The organism is Providencia sp. Je.9.19 (assembly GCF_051129765.1).
In the GTDB taxonomy this organism is placed as follows: Bacteria; Pseudomonadota; Gammaproteobacteria; order Enterobacterales; family Enterobacteriaceae; genus Providencia.
Genome location: NZ_JBCPSS010000001.1, coordinates 499,636 through 524,356, shown reverse-complemented (window position 1 = coordinate 524,356; position 24,721 = coordinate 499,636). Strand labels below are relative to the sequence as shown.

26 protein-coding genes are annotated in these 24,721 nt (G+C 39.3%); 10 read left to right on the top strand and 16 right to left on the bottom strand.

The window, feature by feature from the left end; translation table 11 throughout:
* Positions 1 to 10 precede the first annotated feature (10 nt).
* From AAZR93_RS02575 to znuA, 5 genes are all read right to left on the bottom strand, one after another.
* Positions 11 to 667 carry a fimbrial biogenesis chaperone gene (locus AAZR93_RS02575; protein ID WP_434718881.1) on the bottom strand — a complete coding sequence of 219 codons (657 nt, stop codon included), beginning with the start codon at positions 665 to 667 and terminating at the stop codon, positions 11 to 13.
* A 54-nt stretch (positions 668 to 721) separates the two neighbouring features.
* A complete protein-coding gene (locus AAZR93_RS02570; RefSeq protein WP_294103443.1) occupies positions 722 to 1,243 on the bottom strand; it encodes a fimbrial protein in 522 nt (173 codons plus the stop codon).
* Positions 1,244 to 1,591: 348 nt separating this feature from the next.
* A complete protein-coding gene (gene lpxM, locus AAZR93_RS02565; RefSeq protein ID WP_336428990.1) occupies positions 1,592 to 2,563 on the bottom strand; it encodes a lauroyl-Kdo(2)-lipid IV(A) myristoyltransferase in 972 nt (323 codons plus the stop codon).
* Between the two features lie 123 nt (positions 2,564 to 2,686).
* The gene (gene mepM, locus AAZR93_RS02560) at positions 2,687 to 4,018 is read right to left on the bottom strand and encodes a murein DD-endopeptidase MepM (protein ID WP_434718880.1); all 1,332 of its coding nucleotides are present in this window, start codon (positions 4,016 to 4,018) and stop codon (positions 2,687 to 2,689) included.
* 19 nt (positions 4,019 to 4,037) lie between these two features.
* Positions 4,038 to 4,997, bottom strand: a complete 960-nt coding sequence (gene znuA / locus AAZR93_RS02555; RefSeq protein WP_434718879.1) for a zinc ABC transporter substrate-binding protein ZnuA — start codon at positions 4,995 to 4,997, stop codon at positions 4,038 to 4,040.
* Positions 4,998 to 5,073: 76 nt separating this feature from the next.
* Here znuA and znuC point away from each other — a divergent pair, with 76 nt between their 5' ends.
* Positions 5,074 to 5,841 carry a zinc ABC transporter ATP-binding protein ZnuC gene (znuC, locus tag AAZR93_RS02550; RefSeq protein WP_336428989.1) on the top strand — a complete coding sequence of 256 codons (768 nt, stop codon included), beginning with the start codon at positions 5,074 to 5,076 and terminating at the stop codon, positions 5,839 to 5,841.
* Complete coding sequence (gene znuB / locus AAZR93_RS02545; RefSeq protein WP_294103435.1) at positions 5,834 to 6,619, top strand: zinc ABC transporter permease subunit ZnuB; 786 nt, start codon at positions 5,834 to 5,836, stop codon at positions 6,617 to 6,619. The genes znuC and znuB overlap by 8 nt, the downstream gene beginning before the upstream one ends.
* Positions 6,620 to 6,697: 78 nt before the next feature.
* Here znuB and ruvB read toward each other — a convergent pair whose 3' ends face one another.
* The 6 genes from ruvB to aspS all read right to left on the bottom strand — a co-directional run bounded on the left by ruvB (position 6,698) and on the right by aspS (position 12,281).
* Positions 6,698 to 7,708, bottom strand: a complete 1,011-nt coding sequence (gene ruvB / locus AAZR93_RS02540) for a Holliday junction branch migration DNA helicase RuvB (protein WP_294103433.1) — start codon at positions 7,706 to 7,708, stop codon at positions 6,698 to 6,700.
* A gap of 16 nt (positions 7,709 to 7,724) precedes the next feature.
* On the bottom strand, positions 7,725 to 8,342 hold the full coding sequence (gene ruvA / locus AAZR93_RS02535) for a Holliday junction branch migration protein RuvA (protein WP_434718878.1): 618 nt from the start codon (positions 8,340 to 8,342) through the stop codon (positions 7,725 to 7,727).
* Positions 8,343 to 8,517: 175 nt separating this feature from the next.
* Positions 8,518 to 9,039, bottom strand: coding sequence for a crossover junction endodeoxyribonuclease RuvC (gene ruvC, locus AAZR93_RS02530; RefSeq protein ID WP_294103429.1), 522 nt, complete (start codon positions 9,037 to 9,039; stop codon positions 8,518 to 8,520).
* 242 nt (positions 9,040 to 9,281) lie between these two features.
* Positions 9,282 to 10,025, bottom strand: a complete 744-nt coding sequence (locus tag AAZR93_RS02525) for a YebC/PmpR family DNA-binding transcriptional regulator (protein WP_294103427.1) — start codon at positions 10,023 to 10,025, stop codon at positions 9,282 to 9,284.
* Between the two features lie 30 nt (positions 10,026 to 10,055).
* The gene (nudB, locus tag AAZR93_RS02520; protein ID WP_434718877.1) at positions 10,056 to 10,487 is read right to left on the bottom strand and encodes a dihydroneopterin triphosphate diphosphatase; all 432 of its coding nucleotides are present in this window, start codon (positions 10,485 to 10,487) and stop codon (positions 10,056 to 10,058) included.
* Positions 10,488 to 10,499: 12 nt separating this feature from the next.
* Positions 10,500 to 12,281 (bottom strand): aspartate--tRNA ligase, encoded by a 1,782-nt coding sequence (aspS, locus tag AAZR93_RS02515; protein WP_294103422.1) that lies wholly within the window; start codon positions 12,279 to 12,281, stop codon positions 10,500 to 10,502.
* 580 nt (positions 12,282 to 12,861) lie between these two features.
* Between aspS and AAZR93_RS02510 the strand changes: the two genes are divergently transcribed.
* The 5 genes from AAZR93_RS02510 to cmoB all read left to right on the top strand — a co-directional run bounded on the left by AAZR93_RS02510 (position 12,862) and on the right by cmoB (position 16,136).
* Complete coding sequence (locus tag AAZR93_RS02510) at positions 12,862 to 13,179, top strand: DUF4377 domain-containing protein (RefSeq protein WP_434718876.1); 318 nt, start codon at positions 12,862 to 12,864, stop codon at positions 13,177 to 13,179.
* A gap of 137 nt (positions 13,180 to 13,316) precedes the next feature.
* Complete coding sequence (locus AAZR93_RS02505; protein WP_294103418.1) at positions 13,317 to 13,721, top strand: NUDIX hydrolase; 405 nt, start codon at positions 13,317 to 13,319, stop codon at positions 13,719 to 13,721.
* Between the two features lie 150 nt (positions 13,722 to 13,871).
* Positions 13,872 to 14,270: an MAPEG family protein gene (locus AAZR93_RS02500; RefSeq protein WP_294103416.1), complete on the top strand. Its 399-nt coding sequence runs from the start codon at positions 13,872 to 13,874 to the stop codon at positions 14,268 to 14,270.
* 142 nt (positions 14,271 to 14,412) lie between these two features.
* On the top strand, positions 14,413 to 15,168 hold the full coding sequence (gene cmoA / locus AAZR93_RS02495) for a carboxy-S-adenosyl-L-methionine synthase CmoA (RefSeq protein ID WP_434718875.1): 756 nt from the start codon (positions 14,413 to 14,415) through the stop codon (positions 15,166 to 15,168).
* Entirely contained in the window at positions 15,165 to 16,136 is a 972-nt protein-coding gene (gene cmoB, locus AAZR93_RS02490) for a tRNA 5-methoxyuridine(34)/uridine 5-oxyacetic acid(34) synthase CmoB (protein ID WP_434718874.1), read from the top strand. Before cmoA ends, cmoB begins: the two co-directional genes overlap by 4 nt.
* Before the next feature lie 42 nt (positions 16,137 to 16,178).
* On the opposite strand, the gene cutC is transcribed toward cmoB, so the two are convergent.
* Entirely contained in the window at positions 16,179 to 16,940 is a 762-nt protein-coding gene (gene cutC / locus AAZR93_RS02485; RefSeq protein WP_294103409.1) for a copper homeostasis protein CutC, read from the bottom strand.
* Between the two features lie 182 nt (positions 16,941 to 17,122).
* The gene (locus tag AAZR93_RS02480) at positions 17,123 to 17,677 is read right to left on the bottom strand and encodes a VOC family protein (protein ID WP_434718873.1); all 555 of its coding nucleotides are present in this window, start codon (positions 17,675 to 17,677) and stop codon (positions 17,123 to 17,125) included.
* Positions 17,678 to 17,877: 200 nt separating this feature from the next.
* On the opposite strand from AAZR93_RS02480, the gene argS reads away from it, so the two are divergent.
* Positions 17,878 to 19,608 (top strand): arginine--tRNA ligase, encoded by a 1,731-nt coding sequence (argS, locus tag AAZR93_RS02475; protein ID WP_434718872.1) that lies wholly within the window; start codon positions 17,878 to 17,880, stop codon positions 19,606 to 19,608.
* A gap of 182 nt (positions 19,609 to 19,790) precedes the next feature.
* Here argS and murJ read toward each other — a convergent pair whose 3' ends face one another.
* The gene (murJ, locus tag AAZR93_RS02470; protein WP_294103405.1) at positions 19,791 to 21,329 is read right to left on the bottom strand and encodes a murein biosynthesis integral membrane protein MurJ; all 1,539 of its coding nucleotides are present in this window, start codon (positions 21,327 to 21,329) and stop codon (positions 19,791 to 19,793) included.
* Positions 21,330 to 21,420: 91 nt separating this feature from the next.
* Positions 21,421 to 22,008, bottom strand: a complete 588-nt coding sequence (rimJ, locus tag AAZR93_RS02465; RefSeq protein WP_294103403.1) for a ribosomal protein S5-alanine N-acetyltransferase — start codon at positions 22,006 to 22,008, stop codon at positions 21,421 to 21,423.
* A gap of 185 nt (positions 22,009 to 22,193) precedes the next feature.
* On the opposite strand from rimJ, the gene mdtH reads away from it, so the two are divergent.
* Both mdtH and AAZR93_RS02455 read left to right on the top strand, forming a co-directional pair.
* Positions 22,194 to 23,399: a multidrug efflux MFS transporter MdtH gene (gene mdtH / locus AAZR93_RS02460; protein ID WP_434718871.1), complete on the top strand. Its 1,206-nt coding sequence runs from the start codon at positions 22,194 to 22,196 to the stop codon at positions 23,397 to 23,399.
* 38 nt (positions 23,400 to 23,437) lie between these two features.
* On the top strand, positions 23,438 to 23,998 hold the full coding sequence (locus tag AAZR93_RS02455; RefSeq protein ID WP_434718870.1) for a lipoprotein: 561 nt from the start codon (positions 23,438 to 23,440) through the stop codon (positions 23,996 to 23,998).
* A gap of 172 nt (positions 23,999 to 24,170) precedes the next feature.
* On the opposite strand, the gene AAZR93_RS02450 is transcribed toward AAZR93_RS02455, so the two are convergent.
* Entirely contained in the window at positions 24,171 to 24,530 is a 360-nt protein-coding gene (locus tag AAZR93_RS02450) for a hypothetical protein (RefSeq protein WP_434718869.1), read from the bottom strand.
* Between the last annotated feature and the right edge of the window lie 191 nt (positions 24,531 to 24,721).

The following is a 24,721-nucleotide window of genomic DNA, read 5'->3' as shown; positions in this document are numbered from 1 at the left end:
TTATATACTCTTATTTTTTAACCACAATAGCACCATAATCATTAATAAACTTAACCTCAATTAAATTTTTATCGGTGGTTTTTATTTTAAGGATATAGTCATTCTTAAAGGGATAAACGATCCCAATACCTTTAGCTTTCTTACCATCAATTAATATTTTTTTAATCGATAAATGGTACGGAGTCTGATTATTTATCATTATACCATCCGATTTTTTAACTATTTTAACCTGTTCAAAATCAATCGGAACCATATCTTGTGATCTTAAAAATAACTTGAATTGTGAATTAATAATTATCTGTAACTCATTTTCAGCATTGCCCTCTTTAGGTGGTATCGCTTTTACATTAAGTAAATAAAGTTTCTCCTGATTAGCCCCTAATGGCTCACCAATATATGAAATGCGTGCTGAACCATGACTATTTGGTTCAATCCTAAATAAAGGTGGCATAGCAATAAAAGGAGACTTTGTATTATTATCAAATGAAGATACCCAACTTTGAATTAAATAGGGTTTTTCTTTATCTCCATTAAAAATAGGAATATTAATTTCACGTTTATTGATTTCATAAATAAAACGAGTTCCCCCTATACTTACTCCTGAAGCCTGAGCGAAAGGTATAATTAATATTAAAATAAAATAGAGAAATGTTGATATTATTTTCATAAAATAGTCTTCATAAAATATAACTGTAGGGTAACCTAGGTTACCCTAAAATAATTATTGATACTGAACACTATAAACAGCACTGCTATTTGCAGAACCAGCTGTTACAACACCCGTTGCTTTATATCGTGCGGTATAATCTAAATCAATATTTGCACTCGTGAAGATGATTTCTTTTGAATCATCATAAAGCTTTATTTGTGAAACCGCATCCTTTTCAAATATAGCAATACCCACGTTCTTAGCAGCACCTTCGACAGAGTTTATCGCTAAAAGGTCTTGGTCATTAGGATCACGGTTCCCGCCAAATCTGACTGTCACCGCTGAATTCTCAGGGCAATCAGTTAACTTTATTGTAAAATCTTTCAGACCCGCTAATTCCCCCTGTACACTTAAATTCTTAGATGAAATTTTACCAAGGTCGACATGAAGGTCTTTGGAACTACTATCAACTGTACAAGCTTGTTCTGTTATTTCACCGGTAAAATGAATAGTACCGAAAGCAAAAACTGTTGATCCGTTTATTACCGCTAATGCCATCCCTATTCCGATCAGCATTTTTTTTAAAATACTCATAACAATTCCTATAAATGAATTTTTAACTGTTAATAATTATTGTGCTATTAATTACTACGTTATGAATGAATCACACCACTATAAATTCTTAACATTAGCACTCACCTAAAATATAACACTCTGCTTTAATCATGCTAATAAATTGACGTGTTAATTTTTATCAATTACCATCTTAAAAATTTACATCTTGAAAATGTTAACTATTAATAACTAGTATAATAATAAATATAATCTCATTTTGAATCATTGTAATTTCTATTTTGTTATTTATTATTTTCCACATAAAAAACCACGACAATTAAATTTAACTATCGTGGTTTAAGGTATTTTAATTATAATTTGAAGCTATCAATATAAATCTTTGCGCTGATAAGGCTCTAATTCTCCCTCTTTACGCGTCTTTAATAGCTTTAATATCCATGTATATTGTTCTGGATTTGGCGAAACGAGATATTCAAGCTCTTCATTCATTCTGCGTGCAATATATTCGTCATCTTTACCATCAATATCATCCATAGGTTCACGTATATAGATATGTAACTGATGTGTTTTATGATCATAAACAGGAAATAAAGGCACAATTTTAGCTTTGCAAACTTTCATCAAACGGCCAACTGCCGGTAAAGTCGCCTTATAGGTAGCAAAAAAATCCACAAATTCACTATGCTCTTCACCGTGATCTTGATCTGGGAGGTAAAATCCCCAATACCCTTGCCTTACAGACGCAATAAAAGGTTTGATTCCTGCTTCTCTTGAATGCAAACGCCCACCAAAGTGATAACGCGCTTTATTCCATAAATAGTCAGCAACTGGGTTTTTTTGGTGATGAAACATCGCTGCCATATTTTGGCCACTAGCAGCAAGTAACATTGCAGGTGCATCCACAGCCCAACCGTGCGGTACCATAAAAATTACATTACTTTGCTGTTGCTGTAACTGTTCGATGATTTCTTTATTATGCCACTGTGTTCTCGCTAATGTCCTATCAGCACCACGAACACACAGCTCAGCGAGCATAACAAAAGATTGAGGCGCAGTTTCAAACATCCTATCAACAAGCTGTTCTCTCTGCTCTTCTGACTGCTGAGGGAAGCAATAAAGTAAATTAATTTTAGCGCGACGTCGTGCACTTTTTGCCAATTTACCTACCCATTTACCAATTTTAGCCAGCATTGGGTCTCTAACCTTGACAGGTATATAGGCGAGCCCGACAAAAATAGCAGCTCCTGCCCATACGCCCCAATATTTAGGTAGCAAATATGAGGGGTGAAATGTTGGCACATAGCCTTTTTTACTGTCAGTGTCTTTATCTTTATTCATGCTGTATCCAAGTGAATAATCGCTATCTTCTTATAGTGTATCGTAATAATTTGCGAAAGCATTACAAAGAAAATTGGCAGATACAAGTACCTGCCAATTATGTTGTGATTAAGAGTTAAACTATTATAGTTTGAGTTGTGGTTTGTTTTCTTTCACTAATGCTAAATACTCTTTACGTTCTTTCCCCGTTAAACCACCAGAGTTCGGCAGTTTCGCTGTAAGAGGATTAACCGCTTGTTGGTTGACCCACATTTCAAAATGCAGATGAGGCCCCGTAGAGCGTCCTGTATTGCCTGAAAGTGCAATACGATCACCACGTTTTACTTTTTGGCCGGGTTTAACCAATAATTGACGTAAGTGCATATAACGAGTTGTATATTGTCGGCCATGGCGGATCGCTATAAAATTACCCGCAGCGCCACTGTATTTAGAAACAATCACCTCACCATCACCAACAGCAAGTACTGGCGTACCAACTGGCATGGCAAAATCAACACCTTTATGCGGAGCAACTCTTCCCGTAACAGGATTGACTCGGCGTGGATTAAACTGTGAAGATACTCTAAATTGTTTAGCCGTAGGTGAACGTAAGAAACCACGCTCTAAGCCATTACCTTCACTATCATAGTATCGACCATCTTCAGCACGAAATGCATAATAACTTTTGCCATTAGTTTGAAGACGAACACCCACCAATTGGCTTTGTTCACTACGGCCATTGAGTATTTCACGGCTCATCAATACACTGAATTTATCGCCTTTTTTCAATTTGCGAAAATCAACCTGCCATTGAAGGGCTTTAATCACTTCACGGCCTTCATTGCGGGTTAAGCCTGCTTTATTCGTACTTTGAGCAAAAGAACCATCTACCGAGCCATTTAGAACACTATTAGTCCATTCGCCGGTACGGATTTCTTTTACTTCTTCAAACTTATTCGTTGCGCCAATTCGGTTAAACACGCGAACTTCACGACGAGAAACTTCCCAAGTTAATGACTGTAACTCACCTTGTTCGGTCAATGCCCAATTAAGCGTTTGACCAATCTTCATGTTACGCAATGATTTGTGTTGATTAGAAAGCATAGCAACGTCGCCAGCTTCAATACCAAATTGAGTCAATATACTGGTTAAATTATCACCACTGGCGACAACATATTCATGAGGAATAGGCGTACCATCACCATCGGCTGCATCAGTATCTGAATCTGCAACACCCTCATCAGGTAATTGATCACTACTATCTTGAATAATATCATCAGTAGCATCATTAGCGGGTAATAATGCGAGAGGAATGACGGTGTCAGGGGTACCGTCATTTTCAGTCGTTGTTGGAATATGAACTGGCCGCCATATTGCGACGGCCATTGTCGCTACGGTGAGCGCACTTAGTACAATTTTGTGAGTTCTAGATAGGCTTCCATACACCTGGGCTAGACTTTTAGCCATTTGCTGCACTTAAAAAATTCCTTCTATTCTAATTCAGGCAGCTCGCGTACTGTTCTGACAGTTGTGTCAGAAACTGCATATAGCTATCTGGTCCTATTACCAGCCCACTACCAAGTGGGTCGAGAGTACCCATTTTGACTCCCGTATTTCGAGCTACGCTTTCAATGACTGCGGGCCTGAATTGTGGCTCAGCAAAAACACATTTGGCTTTATGCTCAACCAGTTGAGTTCGTATTTGATGTAATTTCTGCGCACCAGGCTGAATTTCTGGGTTTATCGTAAAATGCCCCAAAGGAGCCAATTGATAGTGTTTTTCAAAGTAGCCATAAGCATCGTGAAAAACGAAATAACCTTTGTTTTTAGCTGGCTCTAAAATATTAACAATTTTCTCATCGTTTTGCGTCATATTTTCTTTGAATTTACGAAGGTTTACGTCCAGCTTCTCTTTTTGATCAGGATAAAGCACTAGTAATCGTTCATAAATGTCTTGCGCAGCAAAATTTGCAATTTCCGGTGATAACCAGATGTGCATATTATACTCACCATGGTGATGATGTTCGTGATCGCTGTCATGATTGGCTTCATCCGTATGAGAATGACTATCTTCATCCTCTTGATTTTCAGCCATTAACAAGGCTTTGATATTTGGCTGCTCAGCAAGTGCCAACCGTTTATTCTGCGCTAACGTATTGATTGGTTTCTGTAAAAACATCTCCATTTCTGGTCCGACCCAAACAAAAAGGTCTGCTTGTTTAATTTTTTTCAAATCAGAAGGTTTGAGTGCATAATCATGCGGAGAAGCACCGTCTGGCAGTAATACTTGAGTTTCAGTGACACCATCAGCAATACCAGCTGCGATAAAGGCTAAAGGACGAAGAGAAGCGACCACATCCGCGCTTGCCGTTGAAACCATCGTTGCACTTAATACTGAGCTCGCAATAGCGCCTAATACCAATTTACGTGCGTTATTTTTTGAAATATGTGTCATTGTGGTCTTTTTCCGTGATTTTAATTTTGAAATGTTATAATATAACACAACATGATTTCTGCAAGATGTTTTTCATATGCAACCATTACTTAATTTAAATAAAATATCTGTTTCATTTGGTGAAAAAGAAGTTCTCAACAATGTCACTTTTGAACTCAATAAAGGTGAAATTGTGACCTTACTTGGACCCAATGGCGCAGGGAAATCAACGATTGTTCGCGTTGTCTTGGGCTTATTAGCGCCCACGTCAGGCACAATTGAAAGAGCCTCATCGCTCTCAATTGGCTATGTACCACAGAAACTACATTTAGATACCACACTCCCTCTAACCGTAAAACGATTTATGATGTTAAAGCTTGGTGTACGTTCAGAGCATTTATTACCTGCACTTGAACGCATGAAAGCCACCCATTTAATCAATCAACCAATGCAAAAATTATCCGGTGGCGAAACCCAACGGGTTTTACTTGCCCGCGCTCTTCTCAATAAACCTGATTTACTGGTTCTTGATGAACCTGCACAAGGTGTCGATATAACAGGCCAAGTCGCACTCTATGACTTAATAAATCAACTCAGAACAGAGCTTGGTTGTGCCGTACTTATGGTTTCCCATGATTTACATTTAGTGATGGCAAAAACAGATAAAGTCCTGTGTATTAACGGCCACATTTGTTGCTCTGGTGCCCCTGATGTAGTGTCAAATCACCCTGAATTTGTCGCAATGTTTGGCTATCGAGGCGCCCAGCAACTGGGAGTTTATCGTCATCAGCATAACCATCAACATGATTTAGAAGGTAATGTTATCGCACCGCATCAACACAGCAAGGACTGCAAACATGATTGAGTTACTTTTACCGGGTTGGATAGCCGGTATGTTACTGGCAATTGCTGCAGGTCCTTTAGGTTCATTTGTCGTTTGGCGTCGCATGTCTTATTTTGGTGATACCCTCGCCCACGCATCTTTATTAGGCGTTGCATTTGGGCTACTACTCAATATAAACCCATTTTACGCCGTTATTGTTGTTACCTTATTATTAGCAGTTATCTTAGTTTGGTTAGAAAAACGCCCTCAACTTGCTGTTGATACCTTACTTGGTATCATGGCTCACAGTTCCTTATCATTAGGCCTAGTGGTTGTTAGTCTAATGGCTAATGTCCGTGTTGATTTAATGGCTTATTTATTCGGTGACCTACTCTCAGTAACTTATGAAGATATTATCACTATATTGATAGGGGTTGTTGTCGTTTGCGGGTTGCTTTTTTGGCGTTGGCGGGCGCTTTTATCCATTACGGTGAGTTCTGAATTAGCGTTTGTCGATGGCATCAATGTCCAAAGGTTACGTTTGTTACTCATGTTAGTGACGGCATTAACTATTGGTATTGCAATGAAATTTGTCGGGGCACTGATCATTACATCATTATTAATCATCCCAGCAGCAACCGCGCGCCGATTTGCCAGAACACCTGAACAAATGGCCTCGATTGCGGTATTGATCGGGATGCTCTCAGTGACCGGGGGATTAACTTTTTCAGCTTTCTACGACACGCCTGCGGGGCCTTCCGTCGTATTAACCTCCGCAGTACTATTTGTATTTAGTTTATTTGTTAAAGCTAAAAATTAATAAATATAATTAATAGTTAGATCTTACAATGACCTTACGCCCTATTTCAATCATGAATTAGGGCGTTTTAATTTATACTTAAATTACTTTTGGCGTTAAACCAAAATGCAAATAAGCATGGGCTGTCGCAATTCGTCCCCGAGGGGTACGCTGTATAAAACCTTGTTGTATTAAATAAGGTTCTAACACATCTTCAATGGTTTCACGCTCTTCACCAATCGCAGCAGCAAGATTATCAACCCCCACAGGTCCACCCATGAATTTATCGATAATCGCGACCAATAATTTACGATCTAAATAATCAAAACCAGCCGCATCAACATTTAGCATATCCAGAGCTTGGTTAGCGATAGCGTTATCAATAGTGCCATCACCTTTAACTTGAGCGAAATCACGCACTCGCCGTAACAGGCGATTAGTGATCCTTGGGGTTCCTCGAGAACGCTTTGCTACTTGCAAAGCACCCTCTTCACTAATATCAAGTCCCATATATTGGGCACTACGTTTCACGATATGTTGCAAGTCATCCACTTGGTAAAACTCTAAACGCTGTACAATACCAAATCTGTCTCTAAGCGGTGATGTTAATGAACCTGCACGGGTTGTTGCGCCAATTAATGTAAAAGGAGGCAAGTCTATTTTTATTGAGCGTGCAGCGGGACCTTCACCAATCATAATATCCAGCTGATAATCTTCCATCGCCGGATACAGTATTTCTTCAACAACAGGTGATAACCGGTGAATTTCATCAATAAATAAAACATCATGCGGCTCTAAGTTAGTCAACATTGCTGCAAGATCGCCTGCTTTTTCGAGGACAGGGCCTGAAGTTGTTCTAAAGTTAACACCAAGCTCATTTGCTACAATCCCAGCCAAAGTAGTTTTACCTAACCCTGGAGGGCCAAAAATTAATAGATGATCAAGGGCATCCCCGCGCATTTTAGTTGCTTGGATGAATATTTCCATTTGCTCTTTAACCTGCGGCTGCCCAATATACTCGCCGAGCAGTTTAGGTCTAATCGCACGGTCAATCGCTTCTTCTTCACTGTGCAAGACTTCTGCTGTAATCAGGCGATCTGCTTCAATCATCGTTTTATTCTCTTAATCAAAGTGCGGCACGTAAAGCATCACGGATCAATGTTTCAGAATCACTACCCGGCTTCGCTATTTTACTCACCATACGGCTGGCTTCTTGCGGTTTATAACCCAATGCAATCAATGCTGCCGCAGCTTCAGCCTCAATATCCGAAGTACTTGGTACTCGACTGTTTACATTAGGTAAAGTGATATCACTCGTTTGGTTGAATAAGTCGCCATTCAAGCCTTTGAAGCGATCTTTCATTTCGACCACTAAGCGTTCTGCTGTTTTTTTACCAATGCCCGGCAGTTTAACCAAAGAAGAAATTGCTTCGTGTTCGATAGCAGACACAAATTGTTGTGCCGACATACCGGATAAAATGGCGAGAGCTAATTTTGGACCTACCCCATTCACTTTAATTAATTCTTTAAACAAAGCACGTTCTTGTTTATCGTTAAAGCCATACAGTAACTGGGCATCTTCACGTACCACAAAATGGGTAAAAACGATGGCTTCTTGGCCAATGTCAGGAAGTTCATAGAAACAGGTCATTGGCATATGAACTTCATAGCCAACACCTTGTAGCTCTAATAAAACTAATGGTGGTTGCTTCTCTAAAATGATGCCTCGTAAACGACCAATCACGCTGATACCCTCAGTTTAATACTATAACCATGATAAAGCATGCCAAGTAACGCCAGCTGAAGTATAACAAAATAAGACTAAAGCAATGCCCTGGCAGTTTATGTATGTTGTTATCAATATATTGTTATTAATATGCTGTTTATACCACAAATAATACTGGATGCATATCCAGATATTATCTTAATCGTCCGCGGGTTAATACCAGTCGGGGATCGCCAACTCTTAATAAATTTTGATTAAAGTGGCAATACGTAATGGCAATCGCTAGTGCATCCGCGGCATCTGACTGTGGGCTAGCCGATAATTTTAATATCGATTTAACCATATGTTGTACTTGGCTTTTTTCTGCTGAACCCGTACCAACAACGGTTTGTTTAACTTGACGTGCAGCATATTCAAATACAGGAATATTTTGGTTCGCGGCGGCAACAATAGCCACGCCTCTAGCCTGTCCTAATTTAAGCGCTGAATCGGCATTTTTTGCCATAAAAACTTGTTCTATTGACAAAACATCCGGCTGATACTGGGTGATTATTTCCGAGACTCCCGCATAAATACGTTGCAGGCGGCTTGGTAAATCATCAACCTGAGTACGAATACATCCGCTACCCATATATAGCAATTGCCTACCCTGTTGACGAATAACACCATATCCCGTCACACGAGAACCTGGGTCAATACCTAAAATAATCGCCATGTTAAACCTATTGATGTTGCTTATTGTTTATCTAATCATCTTATCTATATCTAATCATCATCACAACAAACACTGTAATTGTTTAGATAAGCACTGTTTTTATAAGATATTTGGGTATGAATGATAAATAAAAAGAGAATGGAAATTATGGCGGCGTTAGAGAAAACAGGCTGATACCAGCCCGCTTTCTCTACGCGAGTGCTTCTTAATGACAATGGCTAAACCATACGAATTCATCCGTATTAAAGCAGCTCAGCGACCTCATCAGAAATATCACCGTTATGGTAAACTTCCTGTACATCATCAGAATCTTCGAGCATATCGATCAGACGCAGTAGTTTTGGAGCCGTTTCAGCATCAAGTTCAGCTTTCGTTGATGGTATCAAAGATACCTCGGCAGCTTCACTCGTGAAACCAGCTGCATCAAGCGCATCTTTAACTTCACCAAATGTTTCTGGTGTAGTGTAAACATCAATTGCGCCATCATCATAAGTTTCAACATCATCAGCACCTGCTTCAAGAGCTGCATCCATCAATGCATCTTCATCAACACCCGGCGCATACGTTATCACGCCACGCTTAGTGAAGAGATAAGAAACAGAACCATCAGTACCGAGGTTACCACCAGTTTTAGTAAACGCATGACGCACTTCAGATACAGTACGATTGCGGTTATCACTTAAACATTCAACCATGACCGCAGTACCACCAGGACCATAGCCTTCATAGATGATGGTTTCCATATTATCGTTATCGTCACTACCTACACCACGCGCAATTGCACGGTTTAACGTGTCACGAGTCATGTTATTTGATAATGCTTTATCGATTGCAGCACGCAGGCGTGGATTTGTTGCCGCATCACCGCCGCCTAAACGTGCAGCCGTAACAAGCTCACGAATAATTTTAGTAAAAATTTTACCGCGCTTAGCATCTTGTGCCGCTTTACGGTGTTTGGTATTGGCCCATTTACTATGACCTGCCATGAAATATCTCCAAAAACGTCAATAAAATAATTAAACAGCAAATTCTAAAATAGCCTGACTGTTACTCCATGATTTGGTTAAATTAGCAGCTTCTTGCGGCTTCAACCAGCGAAAATCAGTATGTTCAGTCAGTGATGGCACTTGTTCTTCATTAAGCTCCATTTTAAACCAATGTTCTTTGCAATGCGTAACATCGGGTGCATAACGATGCCTAAAATGGGGGAAGATTTCAAAGATAATACTACGAGACAAATCATGTAACTGGCTTTGTTCTGGGTCAAAGCCTGTCTCTTCTTTTATTTCACGAAGTGCGGTTTGATAAGTATTTTCATTTAATTCCAGACTACCAGTAACTGATTGCCAGAAATCTGGATCATCTTTTCGCCGCATCATAAGCACCCTACCGCTATTTTTAGCCGTAATAATGACTAATACCGATTCAGGGCGCTTATAATTTTTCATTATTTGAACTCGTTACTCTGCATCTTTCGCTGCTTCTTTCGAAACAACAGAAATAGAAAGCTCAGCAAGTGAATCAGCATTTGCATAGCTTGGCGCATTTGTCATCAAACATGCCGCTGCCGTTGTCTTAGGGAAGGCGATAACATCACGAATATTATCGGTTCCAGTAAGTAACATTACTAGACGGTCAAGGCCAAAGGCTAAGCCTGCATGTGGCGGAGTTCCATATTTTAACGCATCAAGTAAGAAACCGAATTTTTCACGTTGCTCTTTTTCGTTAATGCCGAGAATATTAAAGACAGTTTGTTGCATTTCACCACGGTGAATACGCACAGAACCACCACCGACCTCATAACCATTAATAACCATATCGTAGGCGTTTGCTACAGCATCTTCTGGTTTTTGCACTAAATCTTCAGGTGAAAAATCTTTTGGTGATGTAAATGGATGATGCATAGCAGTTAAGCCGCCTTCACCATTATCTTCGAACATAGGGAAATCAATAACCCATAGCGGCTGCCAGCTATTCAAATTGGTCAGTTCGAAATCACGACCCACTTTTAAACGCAGTGCCCCCATAGAATCGGTGACGACATTTTTTGCGCCTGCACCAAATAGAATGATATCGCCATCAGTTGCACCTGTGCGGCTCAACAGTTGCTCAATAATTTCTTCATTGAGGAATTTTGCAACTGGGCTTTGAACACCTTCAAGGCCTTTTGCGCGCTCATTGACTTTCATCCACGCTAAACCTTTCGCGCCATAGATGCCCACAAACTGACCATATTCATCAATTTGTTTACGCGTCATTACTGCGCCGCCTGGCACTTTCAATGCAGCAACGCGACCTTTAGGATCATTTGCAGGCCCTGCAAATACAGCAAACTCAACATCTTTAACAATGTCAGCGACATCGACTAATTCCATTGGGTTACGTAAGTCAGGTTTATCTGAACCGTAACGACGCATGGCTTCAGCAAAAGTCATGATTGGGAAGTCACCTAAATCAACCGCTTTTATATCAATCCAAAGCTTGCGGATCATACGTTCCATCACTTCACGCACTTGTTCTGCGGTCATGAACGAGGTTTCAACATCAATTTGCGTAAATTCTGGTTGACGATCAGCACGCAAATCTTCATCTCGGAAGCATTTTACTATTTGATAATAACGGTCAAACCCAGACATCATCAGAAGTTGTTTAAACAGCTGAGGTGATTGTGGTAACGCGTAAAATTTGCCTTTATGGACACGACTTGGTACTAAATAATCACGTGCACCTTCGGGTGTTGCTTTCGTTAGCATCGGGGTTTCAACATCTAAAAACCCTTCTTTATCCATAAAGTTACGAACAAAGCTCGTAATTTTCGCACGAGTACGTAAGCGTTCTGACATTTCAGGACGACGTAAATCCAAGTAACGATACTTTAAACGGCTTTCTTCTGTGTTTGTTTGGTTACTATCGAGCGGTAATGGCTCTGATTTATTAAATATATCGAATTCTTCAGCGAAAACTTCAATTTCCCCAGTCGCCATATCTTTATTTTTCTGGTTATCTGGGCGAGCACGTACTGTTCCTGTGATTTGGATACAGAACTCATTACGCAGTTCTGACGCTTTTTCAAATATGTCTTTACGCTCTGGATCAAAGAAAACCTGAACGATACCTTCACGGTCACGCATATCGATAAAAATTAAACCACCTAAATCACGACGGCGGTTTACCCATCCACAAAGAGTGACCTTTTGGCCTTCATGAGCGATGTTTAACTGCCCACAATAATTAGTACGCATACTATATCCTTTTACTCAGCTTGTTGTGCATTTGCTTGCTGCGAAAATTTGGCATCTTGCTGAACATTTAGCTGAAAATTCAGAATGTCAAAAAGGCAGACATTATACAGGAAATTCTGTTAGACAAACAGTTACCTATTTGGCATAAAGCCTAAATCATTTTGTTTTTTAATCATATTTTCACTGACTTTAGCTAACTAAATACAATAATAATATTGACTTTTATCAACAGAAAATTTCATCCTCTAAATAACTCAAATTTTAAGAGTACTAATATGTGACTAACACCCTTGAAACTTGAACTATGACAAAGATGATTTTAAGGGACTCAGCCCATGATGTACATATTCAAACAAAGGTTATTTAGCCTATTCATATTCTTTTATGCAAAATTCGCATGATCTCCACATTAAAACCATTCATTTACACCAGTCCAGATGACTCAAATTCAAATCGCACTGGAATTCAACTAAAAAATTATTTTTTCTTTAATTATTTTCGCTTTCAGAATTGTTACCGTTTTCAGTTTGCTATAATGACAGCGAAATGATGAAAATAGAATGCAACCTAAGGATTATCAATGAAAAAATACTTACTCGCGACATCAATGCTACTTCTACTTGCAGGATGTCAAACGATGAAACCGTCTGATAATAGTAAGACTTTTTATGTCGATTCCTCTCTTGCTGACTGTGTTGGTGTTGCACCAATGAAATGTATGAAAATAAAAGAAAATCCGGCTGATGAGTGGCAATTCTTTTATGGTTCGATTCAAGGTTTTGATTATGAAACAGGTTACAATTACATATTACAAGTGAAACAATTTGATGTACCAAATCCACCAGCTGATGCACCAAACATCCGTTATGAGCTAGTAAAAATAGTCGAAAAGAAATAATAATCACGACAATTTAATCGGTAATCAGCAGGTGTTTTACACTTGCTGACCTTTTTAATAATATTGAATATATTCGTCAATATAATGGCCAATAACTAAATTAGGCCAACAGCAAATATGACAAAAGAGATTAAATTATGAGCGCTAAAATTATCGACAAACTTGGGTTAATTACATTATCTCACCAGAAAATTGCAATGGTGCGTTCTCATAATAAACACTTATTTTATATTCCTGGTGGTAAGCGTGAAGAAGGTGAAACGGATGAACAAGCATTATGTCGAGAAATAGAAGAAGAACTTACATTACAGTTAGATATTAATTCAATATGTTTTTATGGTGAGTTCATTGGCCTTGCCGATGGTAAACAAGACGGAACACAAGTTCGTATTCGTTGTTATTTTGCAGATTATCAAGGTTTGCCAAAGCCTGCCGCAGAAATTGCTGAATTAGCTTGGTTTGATACCCGTGATCTATCTCATTGTTCTACTACTGCGATAACTATTTTATCTAAGTTAAAACAAGACGGAAAAATTGAATAATTCGCTAATGAATTCCCACAAAAAGTGTAATTTGATTTGTAGAACCACTTTTTAACCCTTACAATTCATAAATTAGCCTCAATATGCATTAGTATAATTTATAGCTTTATTTATTTTAATAATATGTTTGGTCTGATGGTGGAGTAAAAAATGGTCAGCTCTTTATATGCTGTACTAGGTGCCTTACTGCTGCTTAGGTTATCTTTAAATGTCGTGAAATTACGAGGCCAGTACCGCGTTGCTTATGGGGATGGCGGGTTTTATGAATTGCAGACGGCTATTCGTGTTCATGGTAATGCAATTGAGTATATCCCTATCTCATTAATTTTATTATTATTAATGGAGATGAATGGTGCGCAAGTATGGATGATCCATCTTTGTGGCATTATTCTAGTCGCAGGCCGGTTATTGCATTCCTATGGACTAAAAAATCACGATTACGCCTACCGTCGATCAGGTATGGCCGCAACCTATATTGCAATGACACTCATGGTTATCGCCAATACCTACTATTTACCTTGGATTCAAATATTCACATTTGAACTTTAGATTTTCTCATTCCATACGATATTTTTGAAAAATTTTATCGTATTTTCATTTTTGCGGTGTACTGATAGATTTTCAGGTTTTGCAGCTTTCTGCTACAATCCGCAACTACCTTCGTTTTATTTATTAATTTAATACAGATCTTATGTCAAGTCAGGATTCGAAACACCAAGATAGCCTCTTTTCTGCACCAATTGCTAACTTAGGCGATTGGCAATTTGATGAAAAAGTTGCCGAAGTTTTCCCCGATATGATCCAGCGCTCAGTGCCGGGTTATTCTAATATTATTACTATGATAGGCATGTTAGCAGAACGTTTTGTTACACCAAATAGCCAAGTTTATGACTTGGGTTGCTCATTAGGGGCGGCAACACTGTCTATTCGTCGTAATTTAACTGCCGATAATTGTAAAATTATTGCGGTTGATAACTCACCAGCTATGGTAGAGCGCTGTCGACGTCATATTGATGCATATAAAGCAGATACACCAGTTGATATCATTGAAGGCGACATTCGCCATGTTCAAATAGAAAATGCATCAATGGTTGTACTTAATTTTACATTACAATTTCTGAATCCAGAAGATCGTCAATTATTACTTAATAAAATCTACCAAGGGTTAAAACCAGGTGGAATTTTAGTCCTTTCTGAGAAATTTAATTTTGAAGATAGCGAAATCGGTGAATTGCTGTTCAACATGCACCACGATTTTAAACGTGCCAATGGCTACAGCGAATTAGAAATCAGTCAAAAACGCAGCATGTTAGAAAACGTGATGCTAACAGATACAGTAGCTACACATAAGTCTCGCTTAAATAAAGCAGGATTTACCCATTGTGAGGTCTGGTTTCAATGCTTTAATTTCGGTTCTTTATTAGCGTTAAAAGAGGCTCACTCATGATAGATTTCGGTCGTTTCTATCAGCAAATCGCAGTAGGCCCTTTAAGCCATTGGCTTGATACACTACCTGCTCAATTAACTGAGTGGAAGAAAAAAGGTTTACATGGCGGCTTTTCATCGTGGGAAAAAATGCTTGATAACCTGCCATTGATGATACCTACAGATTTAGATTTAAAACAAAGCGTCACTGCAACCCGTGATCCTGAGCTTTCATCAGGGGAAACTCGTCGCCTTAATAATATACTCGAACAACTCAAACCTTGGCGTAAAGGACCTTTTTCACTATACGGTGTTGATATCGATACTGAATGGCGTTCAGATTGGAAATGGGATCGCGTACTACCGCATATATCCCCACTCAAAGACCGCTATGTGTTAGATGTAGGTTGTGGAAGTGGTTATCACATGTGGCGCATGTTAGGGGAAGACGCTAAGTTTGTCGTCGGCATCGATCCTACCCAGCTTTTTTTATGCCAATTCGAAGCGGTGAGAAAATTAATAGGTGATAACCAGCGCGCACATTTATTACCATTAGGTATCGAGCAACTTCCTGCGTTAAATGCTTTTGATACTGTTTTTTCAATGGGCGTACTTTACCACCGCCGCTCACCTCTTGACCATTTATGGCAACTGAAAGATCAGTTAGTCAGCGAAGGTGAATTAGTATTAGAAAGCTTAGTCATTGAAGGGGATGAGTTCCAATGCCTACTACCGGGAGAACGTTATGCACAAATGCGTAATGTTTACTTTATCCCGTCAGCAAAAATGCTCAAGATTTGGTTAGAAAAATGTGGATTTGTTGATGTTCGTATTGTTGATCAAGCGGTTACTTCTGTTGATGAACAACGTCGTACCCCATGGATGAAAACGGAGTCACTGGCTGAGTTTTTAGACCCAAATGATATGACCAAAACAATTGAAGGTTATCCTGCACCACTTCGTGCCATTTTAGTCGCACGTAAACCTTAAAAATAAGGGAGGTATCTGCCTCCCTCATTTTCATTAAAAACGTTATGCCGAAACTTTTTCAGTAATTGAAATAAAATCTTTCATTGCTTCAACCGTTGGACCATCAACACAATAATGCGTAAACTCATCACTTTCACTATTCGATGCCATGGTCACCCCCACTTTACGATAACTCATGCTCGAAGGAACGGTTTTACCTGCTGAACTATGAACTTCGGCAAGGCCAATTTCCATAAACTTACTTAAATTTGCCAAACGCACTCCGGCGCCCGCCATAATCTGAGGTCCATTAATTTCAAGACTTTTTTCGTGTAGCTCTTTAAGTAAAGGAAGGCCCAGCTCTGCACTTTGCTGCTGACCTGAAGTTAAAATACGTGCCACCCCGAGCGTTTTTAACTGTTCCAAAGCAAGTAATGGATTGATACACATATCAAAAGCACGATGGAACGTAATATTCATTCCTTGTGCTATTTCCATTAATACATGCATACGGTCTAGATTAATACGCCCTTCTCTATCCAAGATACCGACTACCGCACCCGGGAATCCCATTTCTTTGACCATAATTAAATCTTCACGAATGACATCAAACTCACTCATGTCATAACAAAAATCCCCACCACGAGGACGAATAATTGGATGAACTGGAATATGAATTTTTTCTCTTGCCAGTTTTAGATATCCATAGCTTGGCGTTAACCCGCCATCAGCTGCACCCGAGCATAGCTCAATGCGATCAGCACCATATTCTTGAGCCACTTGAGCACATTCGATTCCGAAACAGCAAATTTCCAGTTTTGCCATGGTCACCTCCAAAAATGGTAATAAAGCGATTGCTTTAAATGCCCTAATTAATAACTTAGGGTAAGTATGTTATTCGTTAACACAACGATTAATAATGCCACTTATTGATAACAGTTACCGGATAGATATCACACCATGAGGAGTTCTATGGGAGCAATTATCAATAACGTTAATTACATCACTTATTTTTCACTTTCAATTATCTTTTTTAGCGAAAAAGGATGATATTTAACGGTAATAATTCCATTTGTCACTGCTAATGTGGGATTAGGTAGTCTTTCACTCTGCCCTTTAGGCTGACTTTCTTTCATACTAAAACCTTCGGGTAGCGGATTAGGTAACAAATTTGTGGCAACACTAATCAATAAATCAGGTTCGACATCAACGACCATTTCAATATGTTCCCAACTTTCTTGCGGATAAATTTTATCTTTAGGGAAAGGCAATTCAATAATAAAGACATTTTGTCCGGCGACGACAATTGGCTGAATGAGCTCATACAAACGGATAGATCGACCATTAATTTGGTTATCTGATAGTAAGTTTGCACATTTTATTAACCCATTATGCCAACGATTAGCAGTTATAAGGTGGTGGCAACGAACTGAAATATGGTCAATGTGATAATCAGTTAGAGAAATTTGAAGCTCTGTTGCCATCAATTGTAGTTTCTGCTCAAATACAGGCAAATCAGCCCATAAATCATCTAACTCAGGAACAATAGATAAATCAATCATTTAAAAACACTCTTTTCAACAAGGCTCAACATCTAAATAATAGTCGAATCAATAATAATAAAAGATAAACAAACGCGCAGACTGTAGCACGCCCCCCCTAAAATATGGTATAAAATCTGCCGATTTTTCTCTTCCACCTTTTAGTTCCGCGCTTGTGATGGCACAATACGGTAACTATGTTCGTTATTTAAGGTAATTCGGTGAATATTCAGGCCATTCTTTCAGATAAAATTTATGCTGCAATGCTAGCAGCGGGTGCTCCAGAAGGCAGCGAGGCAATTGTTCGTCAATCTGCCAAGTCACAATTTGGTGACTATCAAGCTAATGGTGTCATGGGCGCAGCTAAAAAAATGGGTATGCCGCCAAGACAACTGGCCGAACAAATTGTCAGCCATTTAGATCTTGAAGGTATTGCGACTAAAGTTGAAATCGCCGGCCCAGGTTTTATCAATATCTTTCTTGAATCGGGCTGGATTGCAAATTGTGCCGAAAAAGCACTCGTGAGTGAACGATTAGGTTTAGCGCCTGTAAAACAAGAAACTATCGTTATTGACTATTCTGCGCCAAACGTTGCCAAGCAAATGCACGTTGGTCATCTACGTTCAACCATTATTGGTGATGCTGCTGCACGTACTCAAGAATTTATTGGCCACAAAGTTATTCGTGCCAATCACGTCGGTGACTGGGGTACGCAATTTGGTATGCTGATTGCTTATCTAGAAAAAGTACAAAATGAAGATGCCAGTGACATGGCATTGTCTGATCTTGAAGAGTTTTATCGTGAAGCTAAAAAGCACTATGATGGCGATGAAGAATTTGCCCTGCGAGCGCGTAGCTATGTCGTTAAATTACAATCAGGTGATGAATACTGCCGTAAAATGTGGCGTAAACTGGTTGATATCACAATGCAACAAAACCAACAAACTTATCAGCGCTTAAATGTCACCTTAACCGAAGATGATGTGATGGGTGAAAGTTTGTATAACAGTATGTTGCCAGAAATTGTTGCTGATTTAAAAGCAAAAGGCTTAGCAGTTGAAAGCGAAGGCGCAACGGTTGTCTTTCTTGACGAATTCAAAAATAAAGAAGGCGAACCAATGGGCGTTATCGTCCAGAAAAAAGATGGTGGCTTCTTATATACCACAACCGATATTGCTTGTGCGAAATACCGCTATGAAACGTTACATGCGGATCGTTCTCTATATTATATCGACTCACGCCAACATCAGCATTTAATGCAAGCTTGGACTATCGTACGTAAAGCAGGTTATATTCCTGAATCTATGGCGCTTGAACACCACATGTTCGGTATGATGCTAGGCAAGGATGGTAAGCCATTCAAAACCCGCTCAGGTGGTACTGTACGTCTTACAGACTTATTAGATGAAGCGATTGAACGTGCTCAAACCTTGATCCGTTCAAAAAATCCAGATATGGATGAGGATGAACTGCTCAACGTTGCGAATGTAGTTGGTATTGGTGCAGTCAAATATGCGGATCTTTCAAAAAATCGTACCACTGATTACATTTTTGATTGGGACAATATGTTAGCGTTTGAAGGTAATACAGCGCCATATATGCAATATGCCTATACCCGTGTTGCCTCTATCTTCAAAAAAGCCGATGTGACTGAAGCCGATTTAACCTTACCAATTGTGCTACAAGACCCTCGTGAAATGGCGCTAGCAACACGTTTAATGCAATTTGAAGAAACAGTTCTAACGGTTGCTCGTGAAGGCACACCACATGTGATGTGTGCTTATCTGTATGACCTTGCGGGTCTATTCTCAAGCTTCTATGAACATTGCCCTATCCTTTCTGCTGAAAGCGAAGCGCAACGCCAAAGTCGTTTAAAATTAGCAGCCCTAACACAAAAAACATTAAAAACAGGCCTTGATACTTTAGGTATTGAAACCGTAGAAAGAATGTAATTTCTTATTGGCTATCAGCCTGTAAGTTATAAGCTTGCAATTTCCAATAACAGCTCACTCCGGTGGGCTATTATTTTATCTGTTCAGTCTTGATAATGCTCATTATAATTAAAAAAATCAGCCCAACTAGTTGTTAGCTGGGCTGAATGTTCACAAAGTTATCTGTATTTTAAAAATATTGATTACGCAATACTGTGTTTCTTGAAATCACGAGGACGAAAACCAAGTGCATACAACGCCACAAAATAGCTGCCGGCACCAACAACTACGACGCCCATCAAACGTAACATTCGCATTAACATATTGCCCTCTTGCCACTGTGGCATAAAATGCAATACAGCAAATAGCACTCCGGTCATCACAACAACCGCAATCAGTAATTTAAAAATAAAACCACGCCATCCAGCCAATGGTTGGAAAATATCTTGTTTACGCAGCTGCCAATACAGTACTCCTGCATTAAAACAGGCAGCAATACCAATGGAAAGTGCAAGACCAGCATGTTGCATCGGCCCAATGAATGCTAAGTTCATTAACTGCGTTAAGATGAGTGTAACTATCGCAATTTTAACCGGTGTTCTAATATTCTGACGTGAATAAAAACCGGGGGCTAATATTTTTACCAAAATCATACCGGTAAGGCCGACACAGTAGGCCATTAAAGCATATTGGGTCATAAGCGAATCATGAGCCGTAAAATTACCATATTGGAATAACGAAACCGTTAATGCTTCAGATAATACAGCGAGGCCTACTGCGCAAGGCAAGGCTAAAAGTAAACATAAACGTAGACCCCAATCCATCAAATGGCGATATTCCTGTTGATTACCACTCGTAAAACTTTTTGCAAGAGAAGGTAGTAAAATGGTGCCAAGTGCCACACCAAGCACCCCCGAAGGCAACTCCATCAATCTATCTGCATAATACATCCAAGAAACAGAGCCTGACTGTAAGAAAGAAGCAAAAATAGTATTAATAATCAGTGAAATTTGCGCAACTGACACCCCTATAATTGCGGGGCCCATCATTTTCATTACTCGCCAAACACCACTATCGCGAAAAGAGAGACGCGGTAATACGAGCATACTGATCTTTTTTAGATGTGGAAGTTGATAGACTAGCTGCAATACGCCACCGACTAATACCGCCCAAGCCAATGACATAATCGGAGGATCAAAATACGGCGCGGCAAAAGCCGCAAAGAAAATCATACTAACATTGAGCAATGTCGGAGCAAAAGCAGGAACAGAAAACCGATTCCATGTATTAAGAATTGCGCCAGCAAGGGAGGCCAACGAAATTAAGAAAATATAAGGAAAAGTGACACGTAATAAATCAGTTGTTAATGCAAATTTGTTAGCGTCATCCGTAAAGCCTGGCGCCGTAATATAAATTATCCACGGAGCGGCAATCATTCCGATAACAGTAACAATCGCTAGCGCAAGCGTTAGCATTCCCGCGATATAAGCCACAAAGGTTCGAGTTGCCTCTTCACCTTGTTGATTTTTATATTCAGCAAGTATGGGTACAAAAGCCTGAGAAAATGCGCCCTCAGCAAAGATTCGACGTAATAGATTAGGTAACTTAAATGCGACAAAGAAAGCATCTGCCGCCGCTCCTGCACCAAATACTCGAGCAATAATAGCATCACGGATAAACCCAAGCACACGAGACATCATGGTCATGGAGCTTACTGCCGCCAGCGATTTTAATAAATTCATGATAGATAGACTAAAAGAAAACAATCGTGCCAGTTTAACAGCCCATGACACGACTGACTACGATTGAAAGGTAAATTAAGCGTTTATAAGTCTAGGATTTAGGTTGTTTCCAAGTATCATCGGTTAACGCAGTTAACACATGATCACGCCACTCGCCGTTTATTTGCAGATATTGTCTCGCATATCCTTCGCGTTCAAAACCAAGGCGGGTTAACAAATTACCGCTGCGTGAATTATGTGGCATATAATTCGCCATGATACGATGCATCCCCTGATGCTTTTGCATATATTGAATTGCTTGTATTAATCCTTCATGCATCAAACCTTGTCCTTGCCACTTTTCACCAAGTGAATAACCCAAATAACAAGCATGAAATGCGCCACGCAACACATTGCTAAAATTAGCCACGCCGATAACTTCATTTTCATCGTTATCTAGCAACAAAAAGTGAAATGCACTGCCTTGACGATGCATTTCACTCATAACATGTAATCGATTATTCCAACCTGCTGGTTGAAAATGTGAATTATCACGAATAGGTTCCCACGGCGTTAAAAAGTCTTTATTTAAGCTGTAATAGTCAGCTAACCGATAATTATCACGCTCATATGCTAAACGAACGATCATCCTTTCAGTAATAAGACGCACTTTGGGTTCATTTGACCGATAACCAAACATCGTAATCCCTTAATTAATTTTTTAATTATAAAACAAACAGCGATATTCAACGATAAAAATAAATCATCAATCCTGCCTTGCTACATCGATAAAAAAATATCATCTGACTTTCTATATTCTACTGATATTATTAATAAGAAACATTAAGAATCCTTCCCTCTTTGCTATTTTTCTAATGGTGTGTCATGGCGCAGGTGTCACGGGCAAGAAGCCTGGGTAAATATTTTTTATTACTAGACAACATGTTAGTTGTACTAGGCTTTTTTGTGGTGTTTCCTTTAATCTCGATTCGCTTTGTTGATCAGCTTGGTTGGGCTGCGGTTGTTGTTGGCTTCGCTTTAGGGCTGAGACAATTTGTTCAACAAGGATTGGGTATTTTTGGAGGCGCTATCGCCGACCGTTTTGGTGCTAAACCCATGATTGTTATTGGTATGCTACTGCGAGCTAGCGGTTTCGCAGTCATGGCCGTCGCTCATGACCCTTGGATTTTATGGTTATCCTGCGTGCTTTCTGCCCTCGGTGGTACCTTGTTCGATCCACCAAGGACTGCGCTGGTCATTAAATTAACGCGACCTTATGAACGGGGTCGTTTCTATTCATTACTGTTAATGCAAGATAGCGCAGGCGCTGTCATTGGTGCATTAATTGGTAGTTGGCTATTACAGTATGACTTCCACTATGTTTGTTGGGCTGGTGCTGCTGTCTTTATCATCGCCGCAATTTGTAATGCATGGTTGCTACCTGCTTATCGTATTTCAACAGTCAGAACCCCGATAAAAGAAGGCATGGGCCGCGTTCTTAAAGATAAACGCTTTGTCACCTATGTCGTAACATTAGCGGGTTACTTTATGCTTTCGGTGCAAGTGATGTTGATGTTTCCTATTGTCGTTAACGAACTTGCAGGAACGCCAACGGCCGTTAAATGGATGTATGCGATTGAAGCCGCTATTTCATTAACGCTGCTTTATCCTATTGCGCGTTGGAGCGAAAAACATTTTCGCTTAGAACAGCGTTTGATGGCAGGGCTATTTCTAATGAGCCTAAGCATGTTCCCCATTGGAATGACTACTTCATTGAATACCTTATTCGGCCTGATTTGTTTATTTTATTTGGGAACAGTAACTGCTGACCCTGCACGTGAAACACTCAGCGCCTCTTTGGCAAATCCTAGAGCTCGAGGAAGCTACATGGGCTTTAGTCGCCTAGGACTCGCCCTTGGAGGCGCAGTAGGTTATACCGGCGGTGGCTGGATGTATGATATTGGGCATCAATGGGGAGTACCACAATTGCCTTGGTTCCTACTCGGTATTATCGGTTTTATTACTTTATGGGCGCTGCATAAGCAATTTAATCGCAAAAAAATAGAAACAGCCATGTTGAGTGGACAGTAATAAGCTAAACTAGCAGAATTACTGTCTAAGGAGTCTTTATGAAAAAGTTTTTATTAGCGACCATATTGGGGCTCGTTGCCCTCCTCGCAGGTTGTAGCCAATTATCAGAATTTAGTATTAATGAATCACAAATTAATAGCTACCTAGCCAATAAAGTTAAATATGAGCATAAAGTCGGTATTTCAGGCTTTGCAGATGCAGATATACAACTCGCAAATTTAAAATCCGAAATTGGTCGTAGTGAACCAGGTAAAGTTGCTTTAACGGGGGAAGCTACTGTAAAGCTGGATTCATTAATTGGTAAAGCTGATGCCAAAATTGAGTTAACATTAACCGCTCGCCCTATTTTTGATGCAAAAACAGGCTCTATTTATTTAAAAGAACTAAATATCAGTAAATATAAAGTGATCCCTGAAAATATGGATACCGCAATTTCTGCCATTATTCCTTACTTAAATAGCTCTCTTGAAACTTTCTTTGAAACTCAACCAGTTTATGTATTAGATGCTAATAATGGTGCCGCTGAGGCAACAGCAAAAAAATTAGCCAAAGGGCTTGAGATAAAGCCGGGAAAATTAATAATCCCATTAGTTGATTAACTCAGACCATGAATTAATTTGATTGATAAAAGCATTTAAGGCAACAAACAAACTTGTTGCCTTCTTTATTTAATTAAAATTATTTATCAATTTTGAATAATTAAACAATAAAAAGAGAAAAACAATAATAGGATACTCTATCTGTTAACAGTACTGGCTCCAGCTTTATAATTTATTCAGCACAGTGTTGTTCCCATATTTTTTGGAACTCTTCTTCCGATATCATCTCACCCTCGAAGTCAAAAAGTGGAAATGAGTATATATAGTTGCCTTTGTTGTCCTTAGCGGCTTGAACAATAAATCTTTTGTACTTATAAGGTACGTCATTTTTAAATGCATATACCTCACCACAAACATTACCCACCTCTTTGTGAATTGTCTTAGTTCTGGATACATATAATTTAACTTCTCTAAATTCAGATGCTTGAGGCAAATACATAAAGTTAGATACCGCTAACTTTGCGCCATCAATAACACTAGGTTTAAAATTTAAATTAACCGACATCCCCAATACAAATGCAAACAAAACCATCAATGCTATGCAAAGTAAATATAAAATCCGAGTAACCATAATTTATTAATATTTATAAGATAGATAGTTGCAAAGTACTCCCTGATTCGATTTGTTGCAACAAAAAACCCACAATTTCAATGCGGGCTTGTGAGACAATACTGTAGCAATAGGCTAAGTGGCGTTTTTTACATCACAATTAACTGAGTCTA